The 21,978-nt window shown below is 55.3% G+C and carries 28 protein-coding genes; 26 read left to right on the top strand and 2 right to left on the bottom strand.

Features of this window, described 5'->3' with window-relative positions:
• From FO014_RS22585 to FO014_RS22475, 23 genes are all read left to right on the top strand, one after another.
• Positions 1–390, top strand: a complete 390-nt coding sequence (locus FO014_RS22585) for a hypothetical protein (RefSeq protein ID WP_160031161.1) — start codon at positions 1–3, stop codon at positions 388–390.
• On the top strand, positions 387–887 hold the full coding sequence (locus tag FO014_RS22580; protein WP_160031160.1) for a hypothetical protein: 501 nt from the start codon (positions 387–389) through the stop codon (positions 885–887). The genes FO014_RS22585 and FO014_RS22580 overlap by 4 nt, the downstream gene beginning before the upstream one ends.
• A gap of 4 nt (positions 888–891) precedes the next feature.
• The gene (locus FO014_RS22575; RefSeq protein ID WP_160031159.1) at positions 892–2,118 is read left to right on the top strand and encodes a hypothetical protein; all 1,227 of its coding nucleotides are present in this window, start codon (positions 892–894) and stop codon (positions 2,116–2,118) included.
• Positions 2,115–4,217 (top strand): hypothetical protein, encoded by a 2,103-nt coding sequence (locus FO014_RS22570; protein WP_160031158.1) that lies wholly within the window; start codon positions 2,115–2,117, stop codon positions 4,215–4,217. The genes FO014_RS22575 and FO014_RS22570 overlap by 4 nt, the downstream gene beginning before the upstream one ends.
• 96 nt (positions 4,218–4,313) lie before the next feature.
• Complete coding sequence (locus FO014_RS22565) at positions 4,314–5,267, top strand: SU10 major capsid protein (RefSeq protein WP_160031157.1); 954 nt, start codon at positions 4,314–4,316, stop codon at positions 5,265–5,267.
• 98 nt (positions 5,268–5,365) lie between these two features.
• The gene (locus FO014_RS22560; protein ID WP_160031156.1) at positions 5,366–5,644 is read left to right on the top strand and encodes a hypothetical protein; all 279 of its coding nucleotides are present in this window, start codon (positions 5,366–5,368) and stop codon (positions 5,642–5,644) included.
• A 41-nt stretch (positions 5,645–5,685) separates the two neighbouring features.
• Positions 5,686–5,889 (top strand): crAss001_48 related protein, encoded by a 204-nt coding sequence (locus tag FO014_RS22555; protein ID WP_160031155.1) that lies wholly within the window; start codon positions 5,686–5,688, stop codon positions 5,887–5,889.
• A gap of 49 nt (positions 5,890–5,938) precedes the next feature.
• Positions 5,939–6,532, top strand: a complete 594-nt coding sequence (locus FO014_RS22550) for a phage adaptor protein (RefSeq protein ID WP_160031154.1) — start codon at positions 5,939–5,941, stop codon at positions 6,530–6,532.
• Positions 6,519–6,752: a hypothetical protein gene (locus tag FO014_RS22545; RefSeq protein ID WP_160031153.1), complete on the top strand. Its 234-nt coding sequence runs from the start codon at positions 6,519–6,521 to the stop codon at positions 6,750–6,752. Before FO014_RS22550 ends, FO014_RS22545 begins: the two co-directional genes overlap by 14 nt.
• A complete protein-coding gene (locus tag FO014_RS22540; RefSeq protein ID WP_160031152.1) occupies positions 6,742–7,557 on the top strand; it encodes a phage baseplate protein in 816 nt (271 codons plus the stop codon). The genes FO014_RS22545 and FO014_RS22540 overlap by 11 nt, the downstream gene beginning before the upstream one ends.
• Before the next feature lie 200 nt (positions 7,558–7,757).
• Positions 7,758–9,284 carry a hypothetical protein gene (locus FO014_RS22535; RefSeq protein ID WP_160031151.1) on the top strand — a complete coding sequence of 509 codons (1,527 nt, stop codon included), beginning with the start codon at positions 7,758–7,760 and terminating at the stop codon, positions 9,282–9,284.
• Positions 9,281–9,574: a hypothetical protein gene (locus FO014_RS22530; RefSeq protein ID WP_160031150.1), complete on the top strand. Its 294-nt coding sequence runs from the start codon at positions 9,281–9,283 to the stop codon at positions 9,572–9,574. Before FO014_RS22535 ends, FO014_RS22530 begins: the two co-directional genes overlap by 4 nt.
• A 422-nt stretch (positions 9,575–9,996) precedes the next feature.
• A complete protein-coding gene (locus FO014_RS22525) occupies positions 9,997–10,236 on the top strand; it encodes a hypothetical protein (RefSeq protein WP_212603823.1) in 240 nt (79 codons plus the stop codon).
• Between the two features lie 84 nt (positions 10,237–10,320).
• A complete protein-coding gene (locus FO014_RS22520; protein ID WP_160031148.1) occupies positions 10,321–10,782 on the top strand; it encodes a hypothetical protein in 462 nt (153 codons plus the stop codon).
• 176 nt (positions 10,783–10,958) lie between these two features.
• Complete coding sequence (locus FO014_RS22515; RefSeq protein WP_160031147.1) at positions 10,959–11,555, top strand: recombinase family protein; 597 nt, start codon at positions 10,959–10,961, stop codon at positions 11,553–11,555.
• 351 nt (positions 11,556–11,906) lie between these two features.
• Positions 11,907–12,236 (top strand): hypothetical protein, encoded by a 330-nt coding sequence (locus FO014_RS22510; RefSeq protein WP_160031146.1) that lies wholly within the window; start codon positions 11,907–11,909, stop codon positions 12,234–12,236.
• Positions 12,236–12,532, top strand: a complete 297-nt coding sequence (locus FO014_RS22505) for a hypothetical protein (RefSeq protein WP_160031145.1) — start codon at positions 12,236–12,238, stop codon at positions 12,530–12,532. The genes FO014_RS22510 and FO014_RS22505 overlap by 1 nt, the downstream gene beginning before the upstream one ends.
• Positions 12,533–12,594: 62 nt before the next feature.
• Positions 12,595–12,780, top strand: coding sequence for a hypothetical protein (locus tag FO014_RS22500; RefSeq protein WP_160031144.1), 186 nt, complete (start codon positions 12,595–12,597; stop codon positions 12,778–12,780).
• A gap of 315 nt (positions 12,781–13,095) precedes the next feature.
• The gene (locus FO014_RS22495; RefSeq protein ID WP_160031143.1) at positions 13,096–13,542 is read left to right on the top strand and encodes a hypothetical protein; all 447 of its coding nucleotides are present in this window, start codon (positions 13,096–13,098) and stop codon (positions 13,540–13,542) included.
• The gene (locus tag FO014_RS22490; protein WP_160031142.1) at positions 13,502–13,930 is read left to right on the top strand and encodes a hypothetical protein; all 429 of its coding nucleotides are present in this window, start codon (positions 13,502–13,504) and stop codon (positions 13,928–13,930) included. Before FO014_RS22495 ends, FO014_RS22490 begins: the two co-directional genes overlap by 41 nt.
• Before the next feature lie 38 nt (positions 13,931–13,968).
• Positions 13,969–14,469 (top strand): hypothetical protein, encoded by a 501-nt coding sequence (locus FO014_RS22485; protein ID WP_160031141.1) that lies wholly within the window; start codon positions 13,969–13,971, stop codon positions 14,467–14,469.
• Positions 14,459–14,929: a glycoside hydrolase family protein gene (locus FO014_RS22480; protein WP_160031140.1), complete on the top strand. Its 471-nt coding sequence runs from the start codon at positions 14,459–14,461 to the stop codon at positions 14,927–14,929. Before FO014_RS22485 ends, FO014_RS22480 begins: the two co-directional genes overlap by 11 nt.
• 39 nt (positions 14,930–14,968) lie before the next feature.
• Positions 14,969–15,148: a helix-turn-helix transcriptional regulator gene (locus FO014_RS22475; RefSeq protein ID WP_160031139.1), complete on the top strand. Its 180-nt coding sequence runs from the start codon at positions 14,969–14,971 to the stop codon at positions 15,146–15,148.
• A 14-nt stretch (positions 15,149–15,162) separates the two neighbouring features.
• Here the strand turns inward: FO014_RS22475 and FO014_RS22470 are convergent, their stop codons facing one another.
• A complete protein-coding gene (locus FO014_RS22470) occupies positions 15,163–16,374 on the bottom strand; it encodes a tyrosine-type recombinase/integrase (protein WP_160031138.1) in 1,212 nt (403 codons plus the stop codon).
• Positions 16,375–16,568: 194 nt separating this feature from the next.
• Between FO014_RS22470 and FO014_RS22465 the strand changes: the two genes are divergently transcribed.
• Both FO014_RS22465 and FO014_RS22460 read left to right on the top strand, forming a co-directional pair.
• Complete coding sequence (locus tag FO014_RS22465) at positions 16,569–16,766, top strand: YnbE family lipoprotein (protein ID WP_160031137.1); 198 nt, start codon at positions 16,569–16,571, stop codon at positions 16,764–16,766.
• Between the two features lie 11 nt (positions 16,767–16,777).
• Complete coding sequence (locus FO014_RS22460) at positions 16,778–17,101, top strand: YdbL family probable chaperone protein (protein WP_160031136.1); 324 nt, start codon at positions 16,778–16,780, stop codon at positions 17,099–17,101.
• A 56-nt stretch (positions 17,102–17,157) separates the two neighbouring features.
• Here FO014_RS22460 and FO014_RS22455 read toward each other — a convergent pair whose 3' ends face one another.
• Positions 17,158–17,763, bottom strand: a complete 606-nt coding sequence (locus FO014_RS22455) for an FMN-dependent NADH-azoreductase (protein ID WP_160031135.1) — start codon at positions 17,761–17,763, stop codon at positions 17,158–17,160.
• A gap of 305 nt (positions 17,764–18,068) precedes the next feature.
• Here FO014_RS22455 and hrpA point away from each other — a divergent pair, with 305 nt between their 5' ends.
• Positions 18,069–21,956, top strand: a complete 3,888-nt coding sequence (gene hrpA, locus FO014_RS22450; protein WP_160031134.1) for an ATP-dependent RNA helicase HrpA — start codon at positions 18,069–18,071, stop codon at positions 21,954–21,956.
• Positions 21,957–21,978 lie beyond the last annotated feature (22 nt).

Below are 21,978 nucleotides of genomic sequence, written 5' to 3'. Positions count from 1 at the left end.
ATGTGGGAAGCGCTTTTAAGCATGTTCGGCATGGGTGATACCGCGGCTGGCGCAGCAAGCGTTGGTGCTCAGGTCATTGCCGGTGACGACCCCGGGCTGCAAGCAGGGTTGAGTGCAAGTGATATTGCAGAACTTGACCGCCAGGCCGCACCTCCTGTTGCCTCTGACGGGATGGACGATTGGGTTTATGACGCCATCAAGCCGTTAATGGGGCTGGTCATGAATGCCGCCTTGCGCCCTGACGTGGGTGCCCGCGCGCCCGTTGCGCCCTCCGGTCACGGCGTCAATGTGAACACCAATGGGGTTATGAAGCCGGTCGAATTACTGGGCAAGGCTGCGAACAACAACCCGCTCGACGAGCTCAACAAATGGAGCGCGCTATTCAAATGAGAAAGGTAACGCAGGAATTCAACGCCATGCTGGCCAACTACGACAAGCTGGCCGCCCGTATCCTGGGGAACGACGGCAAGGAGGAGAAACCAGAGGATGACCCGCTTAAGGTGGTATGGGCCACCCAGGAGGGTTACCGGCCGCACTACAACCCGAACAGCGACGAGGTGTCCTGGATACGTCCGCCGCAGCCCGTTTACCAGGTGCCGGTGACCCTGAAAATGCAGGGCTCGATGAGTCCCGAGGCGCTGGCCGAGGTTTACCCCATGTTTGCAGTGAAACAGCAGGAGGTTGACCCGGTACTGGCGCAGATTTTCGAGGCGGCAATCAAAGGTGAAATCACCCAGCAGCGCGCCAGGGAACTGACGTACCAACTGCTCAGTGACACGTATAAAACAGCTGGCGCAGACCAGAAACCAACTGGCGCCGCCGCAAAATCATCAAGCTATAACCAAACCATCAGCAATGCAGCCAAGGGCCAACGAGTGGCGGGGTGAGCGAATGACAACGCAATTAGAACAGCAACGACAACTACAGATTGCGCAGGAACGCGCACAGGCAATACAGCCGGTCACGGTCACCCCTAACCAGGGAAGCGTCGTGCCGGCCGTGTATCAGCGAAACTACGTCCAGGAAGAGATGGACAAGTATCCGCAAATCACCCCACCAACAGAGGAGAACATCAAAAAGAACATGTGGATAGCGTCAGGCATGGTGGGACTGATGGCGGCACTGGCTACCGGTAATGTTGCTGGTGGCATCGCCGCCGGCATGGTGGCGGCTGTTGGCGTTCACGACCACGGCTTCGACCTGCGCCAGCGTGCCCAATACATACGCAGGCTACAGGAGGATGGTTACAGCTATCCGGCGATACTGGCGTGGTACAAGACCGGCGACAACAAGGAGCTGGACAAGGAACGCGAGTACATGTTGCAAAAGGATAAGTTCGAAGAGGAAAAAGACGAGTTCACTCAAACCGAGGAAGACAAGCGTTTGGATCGGGAGCAGCGAGCAAAGCTTGAGCGAGAACGGATGAACAACCAGATGGGCATCGCCAGGATGCACGAGGCCGGTGCCAATGCGAGGGCGGCTATGCAGGTCGCCAATAGCGGAAGTGGGCTGTCTGGGCTGGGGCATTTAAATTCATTCGCGCGTGGATTGCTGATGCCAGTAAAAGACACGGTAGTCACCCTGGGTAAAAAGCAAAACTACCTTGACCAGTTGAACACAAACCTGGACTTGCTGGAAAAAGGGAACCCCGTAGCCAGAAATGCAATGTGGACAGCGGTTGCAGGGCTTGATAACTCCAATATATCACCGACAGAAGGTGCGATATTGCGTCTGGCGGAGGAAGGGGGGATTACGCAGCAGATGGCAGACTGGCTGGTAGGGCATTACAGCGGGGCGCTAAGCAAGCAAACGATAGAGCAATTCAGGGAGTTTATGGCTGCTCACCAGGAAGATGTGAACATGCAGCGCCAGCGGCTTTTCAATAGCGTATACGCTACGGCAAATGGCGAGTTGTCCGCGATGGGGGTGCCCAATGCGCCCGTTCTGGCCGAGCAGGTGGCTAAACAGGTGACGAACGGTCAGGTTGATGAAAGTGGCGGGCCGCAAGCACCAGTCATTATGACGCCGCAGCAACAGAATGCATCAGCGCAACCGGCAGAGGGAGGGGAGCGCACCACCTCTAATGGGGTTAAATACACGGTGAGTAAAATCAAATGACTATTTCAGTAGAGGCTAATGGCCTGAGATTTACGTTTCCAGATGGAACAACCACAGCCGAAATTGAAGGTGCTCTGGATGAATATTTCACCCGAACTAGCAAGCATGCATCTGACGGTGCTGGAATGTCGTTCATGGCTGGTGCGATTGAAACCATGAATGAAGCGGGCGATCGCCTTCGTAATCTCTTTGGTGGTGAGGATACACCAGAAGAGCAGCGCCAGATGCGAGAGGCTGCTGAAATAGCTAAGGGGCAAGAGAAAAGTAATCCATGGTCTTATACCGCTGGTGAGTTGGCGGGAGAGCTTGGGCCAGCCCTTGGTGGTGGGGCTACGGCAGTTGCTCTGTTGCCTGAGGCGTTAACAGCTGCGCGCGCCGGATGGCTGGGCTCCATGGCGGCCTCGCTGGCCAAAAATGCCACGTGGTCGCTGGGTGCTCAGGTTGCGCAACTTGAGGAGCCAACCCTGGGGCAAACCGCTGTAGATACTGCTCTCGGTGTACCTTTTGATATGGCAGGTGCGGTGGTGGGGCGCGTGGCTGAAAGGGTAGGGTTAACGCCCATGGAGATCATCAGGTCACGGGCAAATAACATAGCGCGAGCTATTTTTGGGCGCGATGAAAAGCTGGATGCCCTGGCTGAGCTTGTGCAGCCGAACACGGACATTCTTGCCGCGGCGGACAGGCTGGGGTATGAGGCGAACGAACTGTTGCCGCATCATTACTCCGATAATCAGGCCATGCGTGACTTTATGGGGGTTATGACCTCGCGTCCTGGCGATATGCTGGCGGCCAAGGATGCGCTGATCGATAAGATGGGGGGCACGGTCAGGGACTTTGTCGAAAATAACGGCGGTAAATTTGACGGCTCGGAGTTGTCGGCTGATTTCGCCAGTGAGATGGAGCGCCGCGTAAATGGGTATGGAGACGCTGCGGAGGGCGAGTACGAAGAAATAGCGCGGGTGATCCCCAGAGACCACCCTGTGGATGCCCCAAAAACATTAAGCTATATCGACAGGCAGGCTGACGAACTGGGCGGCATCGAAAAGCTGGGCTCTATCGAAAAAAGGGTGTCCGAAGAGTTTCGGCCGGGAGAGCCGCGGACTTACGCAAGGTTTGATGACCTTCGCCAGGATGTCGGCGACGCCCTGGAAAAAACACGTACCGGCGACAGACGTCGAGAGTACCGACGAGCGGCCATGCTGTATGAGCCCATGTCTGAAGACCTTCTGTCTGTTGCGGACGAGTTTGGTGTTGGTGACAGACTGCTCAAGGCGAGGGCCCATTATGCCGCCAAAGAGCAGACCGACGCCGTCAGAAAGAAAATATTAGGCAACAACCTTAACGCTGACCTGGTGCCGAAGGTGAAGGAGGCCATGAAGGGGCTATCCAAGGGAAATGTCGCTAAATTCGATCAACTGATGAAGCTTGTGCCTGAAGAGTTCCAGGAGTCGGCGGTCATGTCGGCGCTGGCGCAGATGTTCAGGGATGGGGCCAGGTCAAAAGAGGATTTGCACATACCCGGGTTTGTGGATTGGATGCGGGAGGTAAAGGCAAACCAAAAGGCTTACGATGCCTTAACCCGCTATATGACTCAGGATGCTGTTGAGCAGCTTGATGATATCTACACCATGTTTAGCGGCGTAAGGCGGGGTATGTCGTCGGAGGTGGCAAATACCGGCGGGCGGATAGCGCAAAACGACAAGCTGCTGGATCAGGCCGCAGGCTTGCAAAAACTTGCGGCAGATCACCCGGTAGCGGCATCGGTTGCTGATACCGTCATACCTGCTGTGGCGGCAGCGAGTGGTGGTGCTGCTGTGGGTATACTTTCGCGGATGGCCACGGAAGCCGTCAAAGAGATGGGGTCGGGAACGGCTAAAAAACTGGACAAAGTGCTACTGACGCCAGAGTTTACGGATGCTGTGGTCAAAGGCCCCAAAAAAACCGGGGCGCCCGCTGCCAACGCAGAGAAGCGTGTTAAGCGGGTTAAGATAATCAAAAAGGCGGCGCAGGTCGCTTCGGAGGCGGTCGGGGAGGTGTTTTCCCAGGACGACGGGCCTCCCGTAATCGTCATCACAGGAGGTGCAGAGGACTTAAAATAATTGACAAGTAACATTTACAAATGATCGAATAAACGCGCTGTAAACATCTGTTATCAACTCGAGGGCGGGATTGCCCCATGGGGAGGCCACCATGACATGGCTGAACTACATTCATACGAACTGGTAGGCGTCAAAGAAGAAGTCGCAGATTGGATTTCTAACCTGGCACCAACCGAATACCCCTTTTCGGCGATGATCGGAAAGGCTAAGACTCACAACGCCATGTTCGAATGGCAGTACGACACTGACGCGCAACCGGACACGGATAATGCGCTGATTGAGGGTACTGACTACTCAACGCTGGATGATTCCTTCACGCCCACGTCGATGCTCAAGGGCTACACCCAGATTCTGGCCAAGGTGATCAAAGTCAACGGCACCACTGATGCCCAGGCAAACTGGGGACGTGGCAAGGAATCCAACTACCAAACCAACAAAAAAAGTCGCGAGCTCAAGGCTGACCTTGAGGCGTCGTTCCTGCGCAACGGTAAATCACAAGCGGAAGACAAGGCAGCAAAAGTCCCGCGCAAGCTGGGCGGCTATTTGTCCATGGTCTCCTCAACCGATGGTGGCGACACTGTCAAAGGCGACCCGCTGACCGGCGCTGTCACGTTCAAGACGGCAGCAGGCGAAACGCCGACGGCTGAAGAGATTTTGGCGGTCATGACACAAATGTGGAAGGCCGGGGCCCGCCCTGAAATCCTCATGTGTAACGACACCGTGAGCGGCGTTATTTCCGGCATGCAGGAGAGCACGTCCGGTTCGCGCGCTCGTCTCTTTGAAAACACCGAGAAGATCACCCTCGAAGTCAACACCATCACCGACCCGCTGGGGCAGACCGTCAAGGTGGTCTACAACCGCTACATGCCGGATAACACCGTGTATATCTTCAACCCGGAAGACTGGCAGGAAATGGTGCTGCGTGCGCCACGTCATGAGCCGCTGTCCAAGGTGGGCGACTTTGAGCGTGTGGCTATCGTAATGGAAGTGGGCCTGCGTCACCGTAACCCATGGGCCAGTGGTGCGGTTGTGGGAAAGCCAGCAGCTTAACGGACGCCGGAGCAGTCCAGGTAAGCGTAGATAACGAGACGTGGGGCACGACCTTTCCGGCCGGGTCCCTCGTCGCTGGTTCCGAAACAGAGTTCTGGATGCGTGTAGACCCTGAGTCACTTGTCGAACCGGACGACGGTACGTACGAGTATGACTTTAGGCTCATGCAGGCGGCTGGTGGCTTGTCTCTGTACAACGTCGGCCACAACCTGGCACATGTCACGGGCACCACGCCGGCAGACCAGGCAGGGTTGCAGCTCTATGTCGGCTGCACGGTGATTGATAGCGCCGGTGCGTCAGCCCCTTCTTCCAATGTTAATGGCTCATGGGGCGAACCTGCCGCGCAACAGACCAAGAAATCCAAATCAACCAAATAACGCAAGCCCCTTAACTGGGGCTTTTTTGTTGGAGACAGATAATGAAAGAGCTACAGCCACACGAACAGCGGGTTTTTGATGAGTCAGCAGAGCTGCAAAGCAAGGTCGAAAAATTGCGGGCGTTTATTGATAGCGGCTCCATCTATCAGCAGTTGCCAGCGGATGAGGCGATATTGCTCTCCGCTCAGCTTGCAGCAATGACGGCATACAACCGCATTCTGCAAGCCCGGATTATGAAGTTCTGATTTCTCACCGCAAGGCTGGCATTTGTCAGCCTTTTTATCGGAGAACCCAATGAGCACAACCTACAACAAACTGATTGCCGACATTCGGCTTTACTCCGGCCGCACGGACACGGAAGTGGTGGTGGCCATCCCGCAGTTTGTCGCCGCCGCCCAGGCAAAGCTGGATAGCGAGCTGCGCATTGCCGAGATGATCGGCACACAAACCATCAATGCGTCCACATTGACCATCACCCCTGCCAATGTGCTGGAGCTGATTAGCGTCATCACCGGGGATTACGAAGCACACCAGACCACGCTGGCAGAGGTGCTGCGCATGCGCGGATTTGACATTAACCCACCGCGTCATGTATTCGCGATGAACGGTAAGAACATCGAGCTTATCACCCCCACTGACGTAACCATCACCGCCTTCCAGGCACCGCCACGCATCAACCAGGACAAACAGACCAACGCCTACACCGACGGCGCAGAGAATGCCTTGCTGTGGCTGGCGCTGTCTTATCTCGGCGTCTTTGCACGTGACGCCGAGATGACGCAGTCCTGGGCGCAGCTGGCGAGTAACGAGATTGAGCGCCTTAACGACAGCTATCAGGCGTACGCCGTCAGTGGCGCCATTCAGGAGCATGACAATGAGTACTTCTGACGAATCACGCCAGCAGCTAAAACTGCTGCGCGTTATTGGCTTTGGTGGACTGGTCACGGTCATTACTGCGGCCGTGGCCATCGCCCAGTACCAGGAAAAGAATCAGCTCAATATCGAGTACCTCAAAACCCAGATGACGGATATCCAGCATAAGCTGGATGCGCTGCCGGAGATGGGGGAACGCATTGCCCGACTGGAGGAGAAAACCGATGCCCATTGAACAGGCTGTATACATTAGCGAGCTGGTGGAAGACTGGCCGCTTGGCACTGACCCGCAATCTGCCGGCGATGACCATTTTCGCCTGGTAAAGAAGGTCACCAAAAACACCTTCCCGAATGCCACCGGCGCTATCACCGGCACGCCGGAGAACCTGAACAACCTCACCGACGGCATCACCTGGCGAAAGTCGGACACGGCCGTCGCTCCCAGTTATTACAGCGTCGACAACCCGGAGGTGATGCGTGAGGAGATTGTCCAGGAACGCGCATCCATCGCTGCCCGCACCCCGTCGTTGGACGACGTCAAAAACATCCCGGAACTGCTGCTGACCTGGCAGGCGCTCCAGAACCTGTTTTACCCGGTCGGCTCCCAGTACGTGAACTACACCGACTCCCGCAGTCCGTCCGAGATACTGGGGTTCGGTGTCTGGGAGGCGGTGGTGGGGACTCTGTATGGTGCTGGTGATGTGACTGATGCCGAGGGTATTACCCAGAACATCGGGATTGGTGCTCAGGCGGGAAACTTCCATGTAAAAAACGAACACATTACCCCTGTTGGTTATCATTGGGAGTGGGAAACGGGCTTGGGGGGATGGCATGACCACCAAGGCGGTACGGGAGCCCCCGGAGCACGATATGGTTCGGCCATTATGGGATCCGATAATGATCATGACTACGGCGTGAGTTATACCAGCCATGCCGAGGAACATACACACCACAACGCATTGGACGTCACTATCGGCCTCGGCACTGCCAATTTCATGACGCCGGGATACTCCGCTTATGTCTGGAGGCGCACAGAATGACCAGTCCAGCCATTACCAAGCTTGGCGCCGTCGGCCTGGCGCTGGACGGTGACGACACGATTTTGCCGGACAATGCCTTTACGGACGTGAACAACGTCCGCTTCGATGCCCGGGAAATCGTCCCGTATCTTGGCACGGAGCCTGAGCCGTACTACACGAAAAACCTCGCCGGCACCGACATTGCCGTGATTGCCTACCGCATGCAGCCCATCATCTTCGACGGCTTCAGCAACGGTTTCTCGCTGCTGTTCATGCTGGCGCAACACATCGACCATGACGAAGCCGGCGAGGAGGTGCTCACCGTCGGCATATTCCAGCAGAACATGGGCGAGCATGACGTCAAGCTGCTGACCGTGACCGATTTTGACAGGGACAACCCCTGGCTGTTCTACAAGGGGCAAATCAACAACTGCCCCTTTTTCGGTCGCCAGGGTTACGCACCCATCGGCAAGCAGTACGACTGGGTGGCGTTCGACGCTCTGCCGGGCTGGGGGGAGCAGACGGGCGGTGACCAGGTGGTTGTCACCCGCCGCTGGACGTGCTCCAACCTGGTATCGTTCGATAACCGGCTGCTGGCGCTCAACACCACCGAAGAGACCGCCGGCGGCGTCGATATCCCGTACCCGAACCGCATACGTTGGAGCGGGTTCGCCCAGGAGAATGCGCTTCCCATCAACTGGGACGACACGGCCGGCAACCGCACCCCGGAAGAGTACGCCGCCGCGGTGATTGACGGCTTTGCCGGCTGGCAGGATTTGTCCAGCGGCAGCCAGATAATCGACGCCTGCGAGAACGGCGGTACACTCTATGTCTACACCGCCCGGGAGACCTTCAGTCTGACCCCGTCGGGCAATGACCAGGCGCCGTTCGTCACCAGGCTGCTCTACAGCGATATGGGCTGCGTGGATATCGGCTGCTGCGTCAACGCTCACGGCTATAACTACGTGTTCACCGGCGCTGACGTCATCCGCCACGACTCCGTGAGCCGCAAGTCGATCGCCGAGGGGCGGGTGAGGGAGTACCTGGCGGAGCTGGCCAACGAACACAGGACAGGCATGGTGCGTCTGGCGGTGTTCCCAGAGCTCTCTGAAGTCTGGGTGATGTGCTACGGCCGCGATCAGGACGACGGCGACTACGCCAAAACCTACGCGCTGACCTACAACTACATCAACCAGACCTGGGGGAAAAAGTCGCTGCCCTATCTCTATGACACTGATTTTTTGCCGGCGCCGCCGGTCGACCCGGAGATGATGTGGGATGACGACGCGCTGCCCTGGGACAGCGAGACCCAAAAATGGAACCGCAGCATTGAGCGCGTTGCTCAGGGCAGCATGTGCGGGTCATGCAAAAAGGGCGGCATCTACTACCTGAACCAGGGATACGCGGAGTGGTCGCACGATTACGTAAACGGCGAGTGGAGCATGCAGAAGACCCCCCTTAACTGCTACGTCGAACGCCGCGGCCTGGAGTTCGGCGCCGGCGGTCGCTATATGGTGACCGAGGCTTATCTCAACGGCAGGGGCACCAATGCCGTCACGCTGGCCATCGGCCGCGCCAATCACCCGGGCAGCGGCTACACCTGGTCAGAACAAAACGTCAACCTGACGTACTGGCGGCGCAGTACCTGGCGCGCCGAAGGCGGCATGCACGCCTACCGCATGACCATCACCGGCGAGGGCAATCTGCCGTCAGCCATCACGTTCAAGGTAAGGAGTACGGGGCGATGAGCACAGCAAAAGAGCAGGTTGCCGCTGCAAAGCTGAAGCAGAAACAGGACGCCATGCGCCGCGCCAGACAGCAGCTGCCTGGCAAATCCATGATGGCCACCACGACAACAGCAGAACAGAGCGAGGTGACGGAACGGCCACCCAGCCTCTACCGGGCGCCAAAGATAAACCCGCCGGCGAACCTCATGGAACTGACCAGGCTGCTGGAGCAGGAACTGACAAAAATAGAGATGGCCCAGTCCTACCTGCTGACCCTGTGGAAGAAAACGCAGGAGCAGCAGGAAAACTAGCCCACACCCCTCACGGTGCAAAAATCGAAGTTTGTCAACCAAGGTAACGGTGCAGATTTTCCATCTTGTCAACCAGCCCGGTTCGCCGGGCTTTTTCTTTTTCGCCTCCCCGATAATTTAATTCTGAATCATGTCCGCGTTGCGCGATGAAAATATATCGATCTATAAGTTGAGTTCATTACAGCTAATAGGTGAATGCATGACTTACATATTGTTGGGCGTACTGGTGATAGCCGGCATAGGGTTTTTGATTTACATGCCTGCATGGCTGATTGGTGTTCTGTGGGGAGGGCGTGATGAGATTTAAGGGGTTAGCGGTCTACTTGGTAATTTTACTGCTTGCGGGGTGTGCTGGTCGTGAGGCACACCCAGTGCGAGCTGTTAGGGCTGACGATGAATACCTGTCATGTCGTGACATCAAGATGGAACAAGCTAGTGCAGAAAATAGCATTCAGCAGCTTGCCCCACAAACCAATAAGAAGGCATATAACACCACAATGGCCCTCACGGGAATTCTTGTGATAGTACCTTGGTTCTTTATGGATCTAGGTAATGCGGAGCAAACCGAGATAGACGCCTACCAGCGCCGCATTGATGCGTTGTCACGCCTGTCGAGTGAAAAGGGCTGCAAGGTTGTAAATGGCGTCATGCAATCTGGGTAGTGTGGGGTATAAGAAAAAAGCTTAGAGGTAGCCAATCCCCCTTCGGGGGATTTTTTGTGTTTGGGTAGTATATGGCGGGTAGATATGGGTGTATTTAGATCTGCGTGGATGAATTGTCTAGCCATTACGGCTGCGCTTGCAGTTTGTGTTGTTACATGCATTGTGGGTGTTGTGGTGGTTGAATATGGCAGTGAAATGGGAAGGTGGTTAGCGGTGGTATACATTGAAAAGGAGATTGGAGTGGATATGGTAATTATGGGGCTTATACCTATAGGTATTCTGCTTATCGGTTTATTCGTGTCCTATATTGAATTTACGAATAACAAGGGGCCTAATAAGGAGATGATAAAGAAAGGATTGATACTCATCGTTGTATGTTTTGAGGTTTCCGTATCTCTGCTGGTGGCGTTCGGTGGAAGTGGCTACGGGATTTCAAATGACATCCATGTATTGGCGGGAGCAATCTTATTCGTTGGTCTAGAGGCCCTGAGGATGTGGCGCGTACAGATGAGGTACTGGAAAACATGGTTTAGAGAAAAGGACTAAGAAATGCAAAAGCCCCTTCGGGGGATTTTTTTTGCTCTGATAACGACCTACCCAAAAACACCCGATTTCAGGTAGCCCGTGTGATTTGTTTTTAAACTTTACCTTAAAAGGGTGCTGGCTGGATTAAAGCTATCTTTTATAATTACCCCACCTATTAGGGTAGCAAAGGGGATGGTATGAGAGATTTTATCTATTGCCGAGTGTCAACGACTGAGCAGACGACGGAAAACCAACTGCTGGAATTATCACGCCAGGGGATTACCGCAGAACCTCAGCGCGTGTTCGAAGAAGTGGTGTCCGGTTCTGTCCCGATGGCTAACCGTAAAAAGTTTGCTCGTATGTTAGACCGCCTGGAGGCTGGCGACAGGGTGACAGTATTAAAACTGGATCGCCTGGGGCGTGATGTGATTGATGTGGTCTCTACGCTAAAGCAGATGGAAGCATTGGGCGTCAGCGTCCGCTCAATGGATTTAGGGGGCGTTGACCTGACGAGTGCTGCCGGCAAGTTTCAACTACAGGTGCTGGCGGCTGTGGCTGAATTTGAGCGCAATAGGATTATAGAGCGAACGCGCGAGGGAATGGCTCGTGCAGCTGCTGAGGGTAAGTTACCTGGCAGACCACAAAAGCCGTATGACCATAAATTATTCCTTGAGCTGGTGGATAAGGGATATGGGGCGCACCGCATAGCCAGGGAGCTTGGCATATCAACCACTAAGGCCGGGAATTTACTCAAAGAGGTGCGGGGGGAAGTGAGTAGGGACAGGGTAATTTAATATTAAATGATTATAAGTGATTCCAACTTAATTAATCCTTGCTGAATTAAGTTGGAATCACTTAATATTAATGCATTGAGATAACGCGGGACTTATGAAACTTACTGAATACATTGAGAAATACTACGGCGGCAATAAGTCCGCATTTGCACGTGCTAATGGAGTGTTACCTCAGCAGGTAAACAACTGGATTAACGGTAATTACGTGGTTGTAAATAATATTCTATGCAGCCCGCGCCGAGACCTTGCACCGGTAGACCTGAAAACCAAATAAGCGAAGCAGGAGCCATTTTTAATAGCCCGCCTCGCGCGGGCTTTTTATTGCCCAAAATCAGCCAAAAGGAGCAATAGATGAACATCGAAACTTATTTTACCCAGGAAGAGCAAGCGGTAACAGCCATGGCCAACACCCCCATGATTCGCACCATGACTGACTACCAGCTGGTGGTTCAGCACCGCACTGCAAAGGAGGAGAAGAACGACGTCATGCGCCTGGCCATTGAGATTGAACTGGAGCGCCGCGGCGACCTGGGCTATCAGGCGTTGAAGTACTTCGAGCGTTTCAAGCCAGCATGCACCACCGAGCAGCTGGACCGCGTGGCCGCAAAGTTTGACCTCTATGGCTCCCTGGCGGTCTGGGCAGGCTCTGAGGTCGTGGCACGCTGCGACTGGAGCATCTGATGAAATCACATAACACAGCAGAGGGTTACACGATGGCTACTCAAATTTCTATGCAGCAACTCAAATCAATTTATGCGCAGCACGGCGCGGACGTATCTGAACGCCAGCTGCGGGATACGCTGGAACAGTGCAATGAACAAGCCGACGTGATTTACAACGACTACAACGGCAACCCATTGCCCCCTCGTAGTGCCACGGAATGGGCGAACTATTTCGCAATTGGTGAAGCCGAAGAGCAGCGCTGCGAAGGTTTAGCGGCGGCGGACTTCCAGCGTGATGCATACGGCATCGACTAACACCCACCGCGCCCTATGGGCACCCATCAACAACAGAGGTAATAAGCACATGAGGTGACGGTATGAAATCAGAAAAGCAGTTCTGGTATGAGATAGGTCAGAGCATGAAGTTGGCCAGGGAAAAGCGCAAGGCCAACGAACGGGAACGGGAACACGCAGAAAAGGCCAGGGAGGAGCCGGTAGTCACATCAGAAATCGCCCCTAAACTCCGTGCCGCACTGGAAAAGGCGAAGGGCAGTATTAAGTGAAGATGCATGCATAAACTGTTTATAAATAAATATACGCCGGCGTCGTATTGTTTAAATGTGACCAAAATCAATTTGTAGTTATTAAATCAGTAAAAATCATTGCCAAAAAGGCATAAAAATTTAATGTGGAATACTGCCCATCGCACGGTTTGACGAGCGAGGCGGCAATGAAAGACAAAAGGAAACCGATATTTGAACGGCTCATTGACGAAATGTCAGATAATGAGTTGCGGGATATTATCGCCTTTAATTCCAGGAGCGCGCGTAAAAATTACGGCGTTCTATCCTATGCAATTAAAATAATGAGGAAAAGAAATGAAAAAGTTAATTCGCAAAATCGCGGAGTTCTTCCGTGTGCACCAAAAAATAAAACTGGCTAATTCATACATTGCATTTCTGCAACACGAATTATCTGTATTTGGTGAAAACGTTAGACAGGAACAGCGTTTGGCAGAGGAACGCCGTAAAGAAATTGAAATGCATAAGGGGGCCAATTATGACTTGACCGAAGCAAACAAGCATTTACTGGGGCTCTGCGAGCAGTTGAGAAAAGACCTGCATCAGCGCGGCTGCACGGATGCGGAAAGGGATTTTATCAACGTATGTAAGGACATATATACCAATGGGAGAATGCTCTCCCGGCTGCGATTCGAATCCTGCATGTACGAAATTCTTAAGCAGAGAGAGATGGCCTGCATTAACAGGAATCTGGAGCTGAAGAATGAAACAGGTAATCCGGAGAGGATCCCGTGGGAGGATTGACGGATTTTGTGAGCGCATTATATGGATGCTATCTAAAGAACCGCTAACCAGTCAGGAGTTAGCAGGGCGGCTTAAAATACCCCATAAAGAATTAATAAAGAGAATGCCTGCTTTATTTCATGAGCGGAAATCATACCAAGTGATTGCCGGGGAGTGGTTCGTGAATAATAAGGGTGAGAGGGAAAGAGAATTCCGCTTGGTTCGTATCAATACAGATAAATCCATCGCAAAGACAAAGATAAAACAGTCTTTGACAATATCCAATTACGGAAGGAGGAATGAAAAAAACAGAGAAAGAAACCGAAAAATGGCAAAGGCACGCGCCAGGCTCATTAAATCTGGCAAATATAGCGATGCCGAAGAAATAAACATACGCATAAAGCGTTGAAGCACATCCCAAAATCTAGTCAATAAGGACGGAACAAAATGAAAGAACTTTTTGGATTAACCAAAGAAAAAATAATGCAGTCCGCAATCAGCGGCGTCGTGCACGGCAGTATCATGTTGGAAGACATGAAAGAACTCGAGCTCTGGATTAACGGGCATACTGAGCTTGAGCGCTCCCCAGGCAACACCATCTCAGCTGTTGCACGGGCACCTGACCAGGAATGCCTCGGCTGCGCGGAGAAGGAGCGCCGGATTAAGCGGCTGCTGGATGAAGCGCAAAAGTGTTACGAAAACATCAAGCAGCTTAACCAGGACCTGCAATTCGAGCGCGAGGAACGCGCCCGCTGGGCACGCCGCGCCCAGGCGCTTTGCGACGTGCTCGACGAAGAAAAAAAACTATCGCAAGCCAGGTGTGCTGACGCTGAGTACTGGCGAAAAATGCATGAAGAAGTGAGTGGTCAGCTGGATAGCGTCATACACCGCACCGGGTGCTTGGTTGAGTCCGGCCAGTGCAACGAGGCAGGTGCACATGAAAAGTAAAATCATCCCCCTGCTGTGCCAGGAAGAGGGCACGGAGCTGACGCCATACCACGACAGTCTGGGTTATCCAACGGTAGGCACCGGGTTTAAAATCGGCCCGGCCGGCGTCCCGCTGAATAACTACACCTTCTCGCTGACGCAGCCGGTCAACGACGTTTGGTTGCAATCCCTGGTCGATGAGACGATGGCTAAAATGCTGGCCGACGAAGAAATCACGGAGGCGTTGCAGCACTGCAATCAGCCACGCTGTGATATCTTGACCAGCATGGCCTATCAGATGGGGGTTGCCGGCCTGACTGGATTTCATAAAATGCTGGAGGCAATTTGTGATGAAGACTGGGAAGAAGCGGTGACTCAGATGCTGGACAGTAACTGGGCAGAACAGACCCCGGAACGTGCAGAACGGCACGCCGAGGTAATGGAATCCGGCCAGTGGGCGCCAACGTACGACTTTGAATAACAATCAGCCGCCTCCGGGCGGCTTGCTTCAGGAGGCGAGATGATTGAACGATATCTTTCAACTGACGAGGTGTGCGATATCATCAAGCGAACCAAGCCCACGCTCTGGGCCTGGATCAAGGCGGGGGACTTTCCGCCGGCGAATCGCACAAAATCAGGGAAGGTTCTCGGCTGGCCACCAAGTGTTGTTGAAAAATGGCAGGCCCAATGCAAAAAATAATACCTAAGCCGGCCTTACAGCCGGTTTAGTTTTTTCTCCCACGCTTCAAGCCCCTGCCGCTTCTCTCTGATGTAATCGTACCGGTCATAATGCTTTGACGAGACCCCGGGGCGCTTGTGGTTCTGGATGCGGTCGCGCAGCTCGATGCTGAGCCCCATATCGCCGGCGAGTGTTTTAAATGTGCGCCGGATGTCTCTGGGGGTGAATGGCTCCAGGTCGTAGTCGTAACAAAAATCCTTGATAACCCGTGAATAGTGTCCTGTATTGCGTAGGCTGTCAGGCCGGCGAGGTGAGGGGAAAAGGTACTCCGACTTATGGCTGTTTAGCTGCTCGGTGACAAAATACCAGGCTGTGTCGGTAAGCGGCACCACATGCCAGTTAAGCGACTTGGACAGCTCGGGCGGAATGGACAGCGTCTTATCTCGTTCTACGACACTCCGCCGGTAATTTTTGATGATTTCCCATGGCCGCTGGCCGCCGGTGTACAGAGAAATCATGAACAGTCGTTCCAGGTCATGCGGCATACCCGATGCCCCGGATTTTATTATCGTCAGTATCTTGGCCAGCTCATCCCACGACAAAAAGCGGTCGAGCGCCCTGGCGGCGCCAGGCTGGTCGGGTATGGCTGACACGGGGTTCATTGTCATGCCGTACCGTTGAGGTTTGTCGACGCTCATTGGGTCGTTGTCCGCATGCAGTCCGAAATTGAATGCGGCATGCATCACTGCGCGCAGCTTGCTTGCGCCACCAATCGCCCCGCGGCGTATCATGTCGCTCAGCACCAGCCTGATTTGGTGTGTCGTGACGTCTTTTGCCGGCGTTTTGGCGTTGATATGGCCAGACGCCAACACGCCGTTCAGCCGCCGCTCACTGAGTGCCCACGCCCGCTTGCCCCGCGTTTTCTGGTTGCTGATGTAGTCTGCAAACAGGTCACCCACACTGGCATAGCCGAATATGATCCCGCCGCCGTTCTGGAGGCTGGCCATTGCTGCCCGTGCCTTGTCCTGGGCAACTGAAAGCGTGGTTAGCGGATAATCACCGATGCGCTCAAACTTTGCTTTCCCTCCTACAAAATAGCGATAAACAAACACCCGCCGGCCGGAAGGATACACCTTCACGCCCAGGCGCCCGGTTCCACGCGTGGCAGCGGCGTGCCACACGTAGTAAGCTGATGCTTTGGGTTTGAGTCCCTTAATTTTCGTGTCGGTCAATAAAGTTTTTGGCATAAAATTTTGAGGGCTAGTTACAGGGCAAGTAGTGATTTAATTCCATTTGATACTTGCTTGCCATATCTAATTAATTTGTTCGTTACATGTCTTTGATGTTAAAGCTAATTTAATGGATTTAAGCAAATGCCTATACACTTGAAAACATGCGCTACCCGCCTGGAACAGGCCCTCGCACAACCAGGGGAACAACCATGAAGATCATCACCGGGCCGGCCCTGGCGGCCGTTGTCGGCGGCGTGCTGCTCAGCGGTTGCGTGCCGCGTATTGAGGTGGCGACGCCGAAAGAGCCGATCACCATCAATATGAACGTCAAGATCGAACATGAAATCCATATCAAAGTGGATAAAGACGTTGAAAATATGCTGAAAAACCGCAGCGATCTGTTCTAGGAGTGGGGTAAATGAAAAAGCGATATTTATGGCTGATTGGCGCCGGCTGGCTGCTGAGCGGCAGCGTGATGGCGTTGACGCTGGACGAGGCGAAACAGCAGGGGCGCGTCGGCGAAACGCTGAGCGGCTATGTCGCACCGCTGAAACAGGATAACGATACGCTGGCGCTGGTGAAACGCATCAACGATGGTCGAACGGAACAGTATCAGAAGATTGCCGAGGGCAACCATATTGCGCTGGACGACGTGGCGCGGATGACCGGGCAGAAGCTGGTGGCGCGTGCGGCGGCGGGGGAATACGTGCGCGGCATTAACGGCCAGTGGCTGAAGAAATAACAGAAATAACGGGCAGGAAAATCGTCGAGGGCGCACGCGGCGCCCTCGACGGTTTATCAGGCGGTGAGTACCTGAGTCAGCACAGCTTTGGCGTCTTCCTGCGCTTTGCCGGCGACGTCCGGGCCAAAGGCCACGCCTTCGACAAACACGAATTCCACGTCGGTGATGCCGATGAAGCCCAGGAACAGGCGCAGGTAAGGTTCAACCAGGTCGGTCGGCGTACCTTTGTGAACGCCGCCGCGGCTGGTCAGGATAATCGCACGTTTGCCTTTCACCAGGCCTTCCGGACCGTTTTCGGTGTAGCGGAAGGTCACGCCGGCGCGGGCAATCAGGTCGAAGTAGTTTTTCAACTGGGTTGAAATATTGAAGTTGTACATCGGCGCGGCGATGACGATGGTGTCGTTGGCCTGCAGCTCGGCGATCAGCTCATCGGACAGCGCCAGCGCTTCTTGCTGACGCGGGGTCAGCGGCGCGTCGGAAGGGCGCATGGCGCCGACCAGTTCGCCATCCAGCACCGGCACCGGGTTAGCCGCCAGGTCACGTACGGTGATGGTGTCGCCGCCGTGGTTTTTGCTCCACTGCTCAACGAAGAAGTCGCTCAGTTGGTTAGACTGTGAGTAGTTTGCCAGGATGCTCGATTTCAGAACCAGTAATTTGCTCATCGTAAATTCCTTACGTAATCGTAATACCCGCCGTGTTAAGGCCGTTGGGTGAGGATGGGGAACTGCAGGACTCAGCGCCCCTCGCATGGATTACACTCTATTTGGCTTTTGCCAACAGGGATAGCGGAATATTTCGAGACCTTTGTTCGATTTTATTGAAAGACAATTGCCTGCGGAAACAGAGGGGTTATGGAGAAAAAACGCCTTGTGTTACTCTGTCGGGCTAACAGCGTTGTGATGCTGAACTTATTTAAATGGCGTTGCCGACCAGCCGTTGCGCAGCGCGGAAACAAGGAATACCAAACGTGAAATCTCCGCTCGCGGCATTATCTTCCCAACTGGGCGAGCTGATGCTCCGTGATCAACAGCGCCTGCAGCGCCGGCTGCATGGTGCGCGCAAAATCAAAAATTCCGATGCACAGCAGGCGGTCGCCGATGAAATCGCCGGCGACATGGCGGTGGCGTTGCAGAAAGTGCAGTCGCGCGCCGCGTCTTGCCCGGCCATCAGTTATCCGCAGGGGCTGCCGGTCAGTCAGAAGAAGCAGGCGATTCTGGAGGCGATTCGCGACCATCAGGTGGTGATCGTCGCCGGTGAAACCGGTTCGGGGAAAACCACTCAGTTGCCGAAAATCTGCCTGGAGCTGGGGCGCGGGGTGAAAGGGCTGATCGGCCATACCCAGCCGCGCCGTCTGGCGGCACGCACCGTCGCCAACCGCATTGCCGATGAGCTGGACACGCCGCTCGGCGGCAGCGTCGGGTATAAGGTGCGCTTTAACGATCAGGTCGGCGAACAGTCGCTGGTCAAACTGATGACCGACGGTATTCTGCTGGCGGAAATCCAGCAGGACCGCCTGCTGATGCAGTACGACACGCTGATTATCGATGAGGCGCACGAACGCAGCCTGAACATCGACTTTATTCTTGGCTATCTGCGCGAGCTGTTGCCGAAGCGTCCGGATCTGAAGGTGATCATCACCTCCGCCACTATCGACCCGCAGCGCTTCTCGCGCCACTTCAATAATGCGCCGATCATTGAGGTTTCCGGCCGCACCTATCCGGTGGAAGTGCGCTACCGTCCGGTGGTGGATGACGCCGACGACGGTGAACGCGACCAGCTGCAGGCCATCTTTGACGCGGTGGATGAACTGGGGCGCGAAGGGCCGGGGGATATCCTGATCTTTATGAGCGGCGAGCGTGAAATCCGCGATACCGCCGACGCGCTGAACAAACTGAACCTGCCGCATACCGAGGTGCTGCCGCTGTATGCACGGCTGTCAAACAGCGAACAGAACCGGGTATTCCAGTCGCACCATGGACGACGCATCGTGCTGGCGACCAACGTGGCGGAAACCTCGCTGACGGTGCCGGGGATCAAATACGTTATCGATCCCGGCACCGCGCGCATCAGCCGTTACAGTTTCCGCACCAAAGTGCAGCGCCTGCCGATCGAGCCGGTGTCCCAGGCTTCGGCCAACCAGCGTAAAGGGCGCTGCGGCCGCGTATCGGAAGGCATCTGCATCCGTCTGTATTCGGAGCAGGATTTCCTGTCGCGGCCGGAGTTTACCGACCCGGAAATTCTGCGCACCAACCTGGCGTCGGTCATTCTGCAGATGACCTCGCTGGGGCTGGGCGATATCGCCGCCTTCCCGTTTGTGGAAGCACCGGATAAGCGCAACGTGCAGGACGGCGTGCGCCTGCTGGAAGAGCTGGGGGCGATTAACAGTGCGCCGAACGGTCACTATCAGCTGACCGCGCGCGGCCGGCAGCTGGCGCAGTTGCCGATTGATCCCCGTCTGGCGCGCATGGTGCTGGAAGCCAGCAACAGCGGCAGCGTGCGCGAAGTGATGATCATCACCGCGGCGCTGTCGATCCAGGATCCGCGCGAGCGGCCGCTGGATAAACAGCAGGCCTCCGATGAGAAGCACCGCCGCTTCGCCGACAAAGATTCCGATTTCCTGACCTTCGTCAACCTGTGGGATTACCTGAAAGAGCAGCAGAAGGCGCTCTCTTCCAGCCAGTTCCGCCGCCTGTGCCGCACCGATTTCCTCAACTATCTGCGGGTGCGCGAATGGCAGGATATCTACACCCAGCTGCGCCAGGTGGTGAAAGAGCTGGGGCTGCCGATCAACAGCGAGCCGTCGGATTTACGCAGCGTACATACGGCGCTGCTGACGGGGCTGCTGTCGCATATCGGCCAGAAAGACACGGATAAGCAGGAGTTTACCGGCGCGCGCAACGCGCGTTTCTCCATCTTCCCCGGTTCCGGCCTGTTTAAAAAGCCGCCGAAGTGGGTGATGGTGGCGGAACTGGTGGAAACCAGCAAGCTGTGGGGGCGCATTGCGGCGCGTATCGAGCCGGAGTGGATTGAGCCGCTGGCGCAGCATCTGGTGAAGCAGCATTACAGCGAGCCGCACTGGTCGAAATCGCAGGGGGCGGTGATGGCCAGCGAGAAGGTGACGCTATTCGGCCTGCCGATTGTGGCGGCGCGCCAGGTCAATTACAGCAATATCGATCCGCTGCTGTGCCGGGAACTGTTTATCCGTCATGCGCTGGTGGAGGGCGACTGGCAGACGCGCCATGCGTTCTTCAGCGCCAACCTGAAGCTGCGTGCAGAGGTTGAAGAGCTGGAACACAAATCGCGCCGGCGCGACATCCTGGTGGATGATGAAACGCTGTTCAGCTTCTACGATCGCCGCATTCCGGCCGACATCGTCTCGGCGCGCCACTTTGATAACTGGTGGAAACAGGCGGCGAAGCAGCAGCCGGATCTGCTCAACTTTGAGAAAGCGATGCTGATCAAAGAGGGGGCGAATAAAATCAGCGCGCTGGATTACCCGAATTACTGGCATCAGGACAACCTGAAACTGCGGCTGAGCTATCAGTTTGAGCCGGGCACCGACGCCGACGGCGTGACGGTGCATATTCCGCTGCCGTTGCTCAATCAGGTTGAAGAAGCCGGTTTCGAGTGGCAGATCCCGGGAATCCGCCGTGAACTGGTGATTGCCCTGATCAAATCGCTGCCGAAGCCGGTACGGCGCAATTTTGTACCGGCGCCGAACTATGCTGAAGCCTTCCTGGGCCGGGTGACGCCGCTGGAGATGCCGCTGCTGGATGCGCTGGAGCGCGAACTGCGCCGTATGACCGGTGTGACCGTGTCACGTGATGACTGGCAGTGGGAACAGGTGCCCGATCATCTTAAAATGACTTTTCGTGTGGTGGGCGACAAGCACAAGACCCTGCGCGAAGGGAAAGACCTGGCGGCGTTGAAGCTGCAGCTGAAAGAGAAAGTGCAGGAAACGCTGTCGGCGGTGGCCGATGACGGGCTGGAGCAGAGCGATCTGCATATCTGGAGCTTCGGTGAACTGCCGGCGTTCTACGAGCAAAAACGCGGCGGTTACTCGGTGAAGGCTTACCCGGCACTGGTCGATGAAAAAGACAGCGTGGCGATCCGCCTGTTCGACAGCGAGCAGGAGCAGCAGCAGGCGATGTGGCAAGGCACGCGCCGCCTGCTGTTGCTGAATATTCCGTCGCCGATCAAGTATCTGCATGAAAAACTGCCGAACAAGGCCAAGCTGGGACTGTACTTCAACCCGTACGGCAAGGTGCTGGATCTGATTGATGACTGCATCTCCTGCGGTATCGACAAGCTGATTGCCGAGTATGGCGGCCCGGTGTGGCAGGAGCAGGCGTTCGCCAAGCTGCAGGAGCGTATCCGCGCCGAGCTGAACGACACCGTGGTGGAGGTGGCGCAGCAGGTCGAACAGATCCTGACCGCGGTGTTTAACATCAACAAACGCCTGAAGGGACGGGTGGATATGTCGCTGGCGCTGGCGCTGTCGGATATCAAGGCGCAGCTGGCCGGGCTGGTGTACCGCGGTTTTGTCACCAACAACGGCTGGAAGCGTCTGCCGGATACGCTGCGTTATCTGCAGGCGATTGAACGTCGTCTGGAGAAGCTGGCGATCGACCCGCACCGTGACCGCGCCCAGATGCTGCGGGTGGAGCAGATTCAGCAGGCGTGGCAGCAGTGGCTGAATAAGCTGCCGCCAAAGCGCCGGGAAGAACCGGAGGTGAAGGAAGTGCGCTGGATGATCGAGGAGTTGCGCGTCAGCCTGTTCGCCCAGCAGTTGGGTACGCCGTATCCGGTGTCTGATAAACGTATTCTGCAGACTATTGAGCAGCTGTCGGCTTAACGCCTGGCGCGGGTCTGTCTTC

Origin of the sequence: Serratia rhizosphaerae (assembly GCF_009817885.1) — a bacterium.
In the GTDB taxonomy this organism is placed as follows: Bacteria; Pseudomonadota; Gammaproteobacteria; order Enterobacterales; family Enterobacteriaceae; genus Serratia_B; species Serratia_B rhizosphaerae.
The sequence above is the reverse complement of the archived record's forward strand: the minus strand, read 5'-3'. Positions and strand labels throughout refer to the sequence as shown.

Excerpts from the sequence above, each read along its gene's own strand:
- FO014_RS22585 (WP_160031161.1), top strand. The coding sequence starts at position 1 with ATGTGGGAAGCGCTTTTAAGCATGTTCGGCATGGGTGATACCGCGGCT.
- FO014_RS22580 (WP_160031160.1), top strand. The coding sequence starts at position 387 with ATGAGAAAGGTAACGCAGGAATTCAACGCCATGCTGGCCAACTACGAC.
- FO014_RS22575 (WP_160031159.1), top strand. The coding sequence starts at position 892 with ATGACAACGCAATTAGAACAGCAACGACAACTACAGATTGCGCAGGAA.
- FO014_RS22570 (WP_160031158.1), top strand. The coding sequence starts at position 2,115 with ATGACTATTTCAGTAGAGGCTAATGGCCTGAGATTTACGTTTCCAGAT.
- FO014_RS22565 (WP_160031157.1), top strand. The coding sequence starts at position 4,314 with ATGGCTGAACTACATTCATACGAACTGGTAGGCGTCAAAGAAGAAGTC.
- FO014_RS22560 (WP_160031156.1), top strand. The coding sequence starts at position 5,366 with ATGCGTGTAGACCCTGAGTCACTTGTCGAACCGGACGACGGTACGTAC.
- FO014_RS22555 (WP_160031155.1), top strand. The coding sequence starts at position 5,686 with ATGAAAGAGCTACAGCCACACGAACAGCGGGTTTTTGATGAGTCAGCA.
- FO014_RS22550 (WP_160031154.1), top strand. The coding sequence starts at position 5,939 with ATGAGCACAACCTACAACAAACTGATTGCCGACATTCGGCTTTACTCC.
- FO014_RS22545 (WP_160031153.1), top strand. The coding sequence starts at position 6,519 with ATGAGTACTTCTGACGAATCACGCCAGCAGCTAAAACTGCTGCGCGTT.
- FO014_RS22540 (WP_160031152.1), top strand. The coding sequence starts at position 6,742 with ATGCCCATTGAACAGGCTGTATACATTAGCGAGCTGGTGGAAGACTGG.
- FO014_RS22535 (WP_160031151.1), top strand. The coding sequence starts at position 7,758 with ATGCAGCCCATCATCTTCGACGGCTTCAGCAACGGTTTCTCGCTGCTG.
- FO014_RS22530 (WP_160031150.1), top strand. The coding sequence starts at position 9,281 with ATGAGCACAGCAAAAGAGCAGGTTGCCGCTGCAAAGCTGAAGCAGAAA.
- FO014_RS22525 (WP_212603823.1), top strand. The coding sequence starts at position 9,997 with ATGGAACAAGCTAGTGCAGAAAATAGCATTCAGCAGCTTGCCCCACAA.
- FO014_RS22520 (WP_160031148.1), top strand. The coding sequence starts at position 10,321 with ATGGGTGTATTTAGATCTGCGTGGATGAATTGTCTAGCCATTACGGCT.
- FO014_RS22515 (WP_160031147.1), top strand. The coding sequence starts at position 10,959 with ATGAGAGATTTTATCTATTGCCGAGTGTCAACGACTGAGCAGACGACG.
- FO014_RS22510 (WP_160031146.1), top strand. The coding sequence starts at position 11,907 with ATGAACATCGAAACTTATTTTACCCAGGAAGAGCAAGCGGTAACAGCC.
- FO014_RS22505 (WP_160031145.1), top strand. The coding sequence starts at position 12,236 with ATGAAATCACATAACACAGCAGAGGGTTACACGATGGCTACTCAAATT.
- FO014_RS22500 (WP_160031144.1), top strand. The coding sequence starts at position 12,595 with ATGAAATCAGAAAAGCAGTTCTGGTATGAGATAGGTCAGAGCATGAAG.
- FO014_RS22495 (WP_160031143.1), top strand. The coding sequence starts at position 13,096 with ATGAAAAAGTTAATTCGCAAAATCGCGGAGTTCTTCCGTGTGCACCAA.
- FO014_RS22490 (WP_160031142.1), top strand. The coding sequence starts at position 13,502 with ATGAAACAGGTAATCCGGAGAGGATCCCGTGGGAGGATTGACGGATTT.
- FO014_RS22485 (WP_160031141.1), top strand. The coding sequence starts at position 13,969 with ATGAAAGAACTTTTTGGATTAACCAAAGAAAAAATAATGCAGTCCGCA.
- FO014_RS22480 (WP_160031140.1), top strand. The coding sequence starts at position 14,459 with ATGAAAAGTAAAATCATCCCCCTGCTGTGCCAGGAAGAGGGCACGGAG.
- FO014_RS22475 (WP_160031139.1), top strand. The coding sequence starts at position 14,969 with ATGATTGAACGATATCTTTCAACTGACGAGGTGTGCGATATCATCAAG.
- FO014_RS22470 (WP_160031138.1), bottom strand. The coding sequence starts at position 16,374 with ATGCCAAAAACTTTATTGACCGACACGAAAATTAAGGGACTCAAACCC.
- FO014_RS22465 (WP_160031137.1), top strand. The coding sequence starts at position 16,569 with ATGAAGATCATCACCGGGCCGGCCCTGGCGGCCGTTGTCGGCGGCGTG.
- FO014_RS22460 (WP_160031136.1), top strand. The coding sequence starts at position 16,778 with ATGAAAAAGCGATATTTATGGCTGATTGGCGCCGGCTGGCTGCTGAGC.
- FO014_RS22455 (WP_160031135.1), bottom strand. The coding sequence starts at position 17,763 with ATGAGCAAATTACTGGTTCTGAAATCGAGCATCCTGGCAAACTACTCA.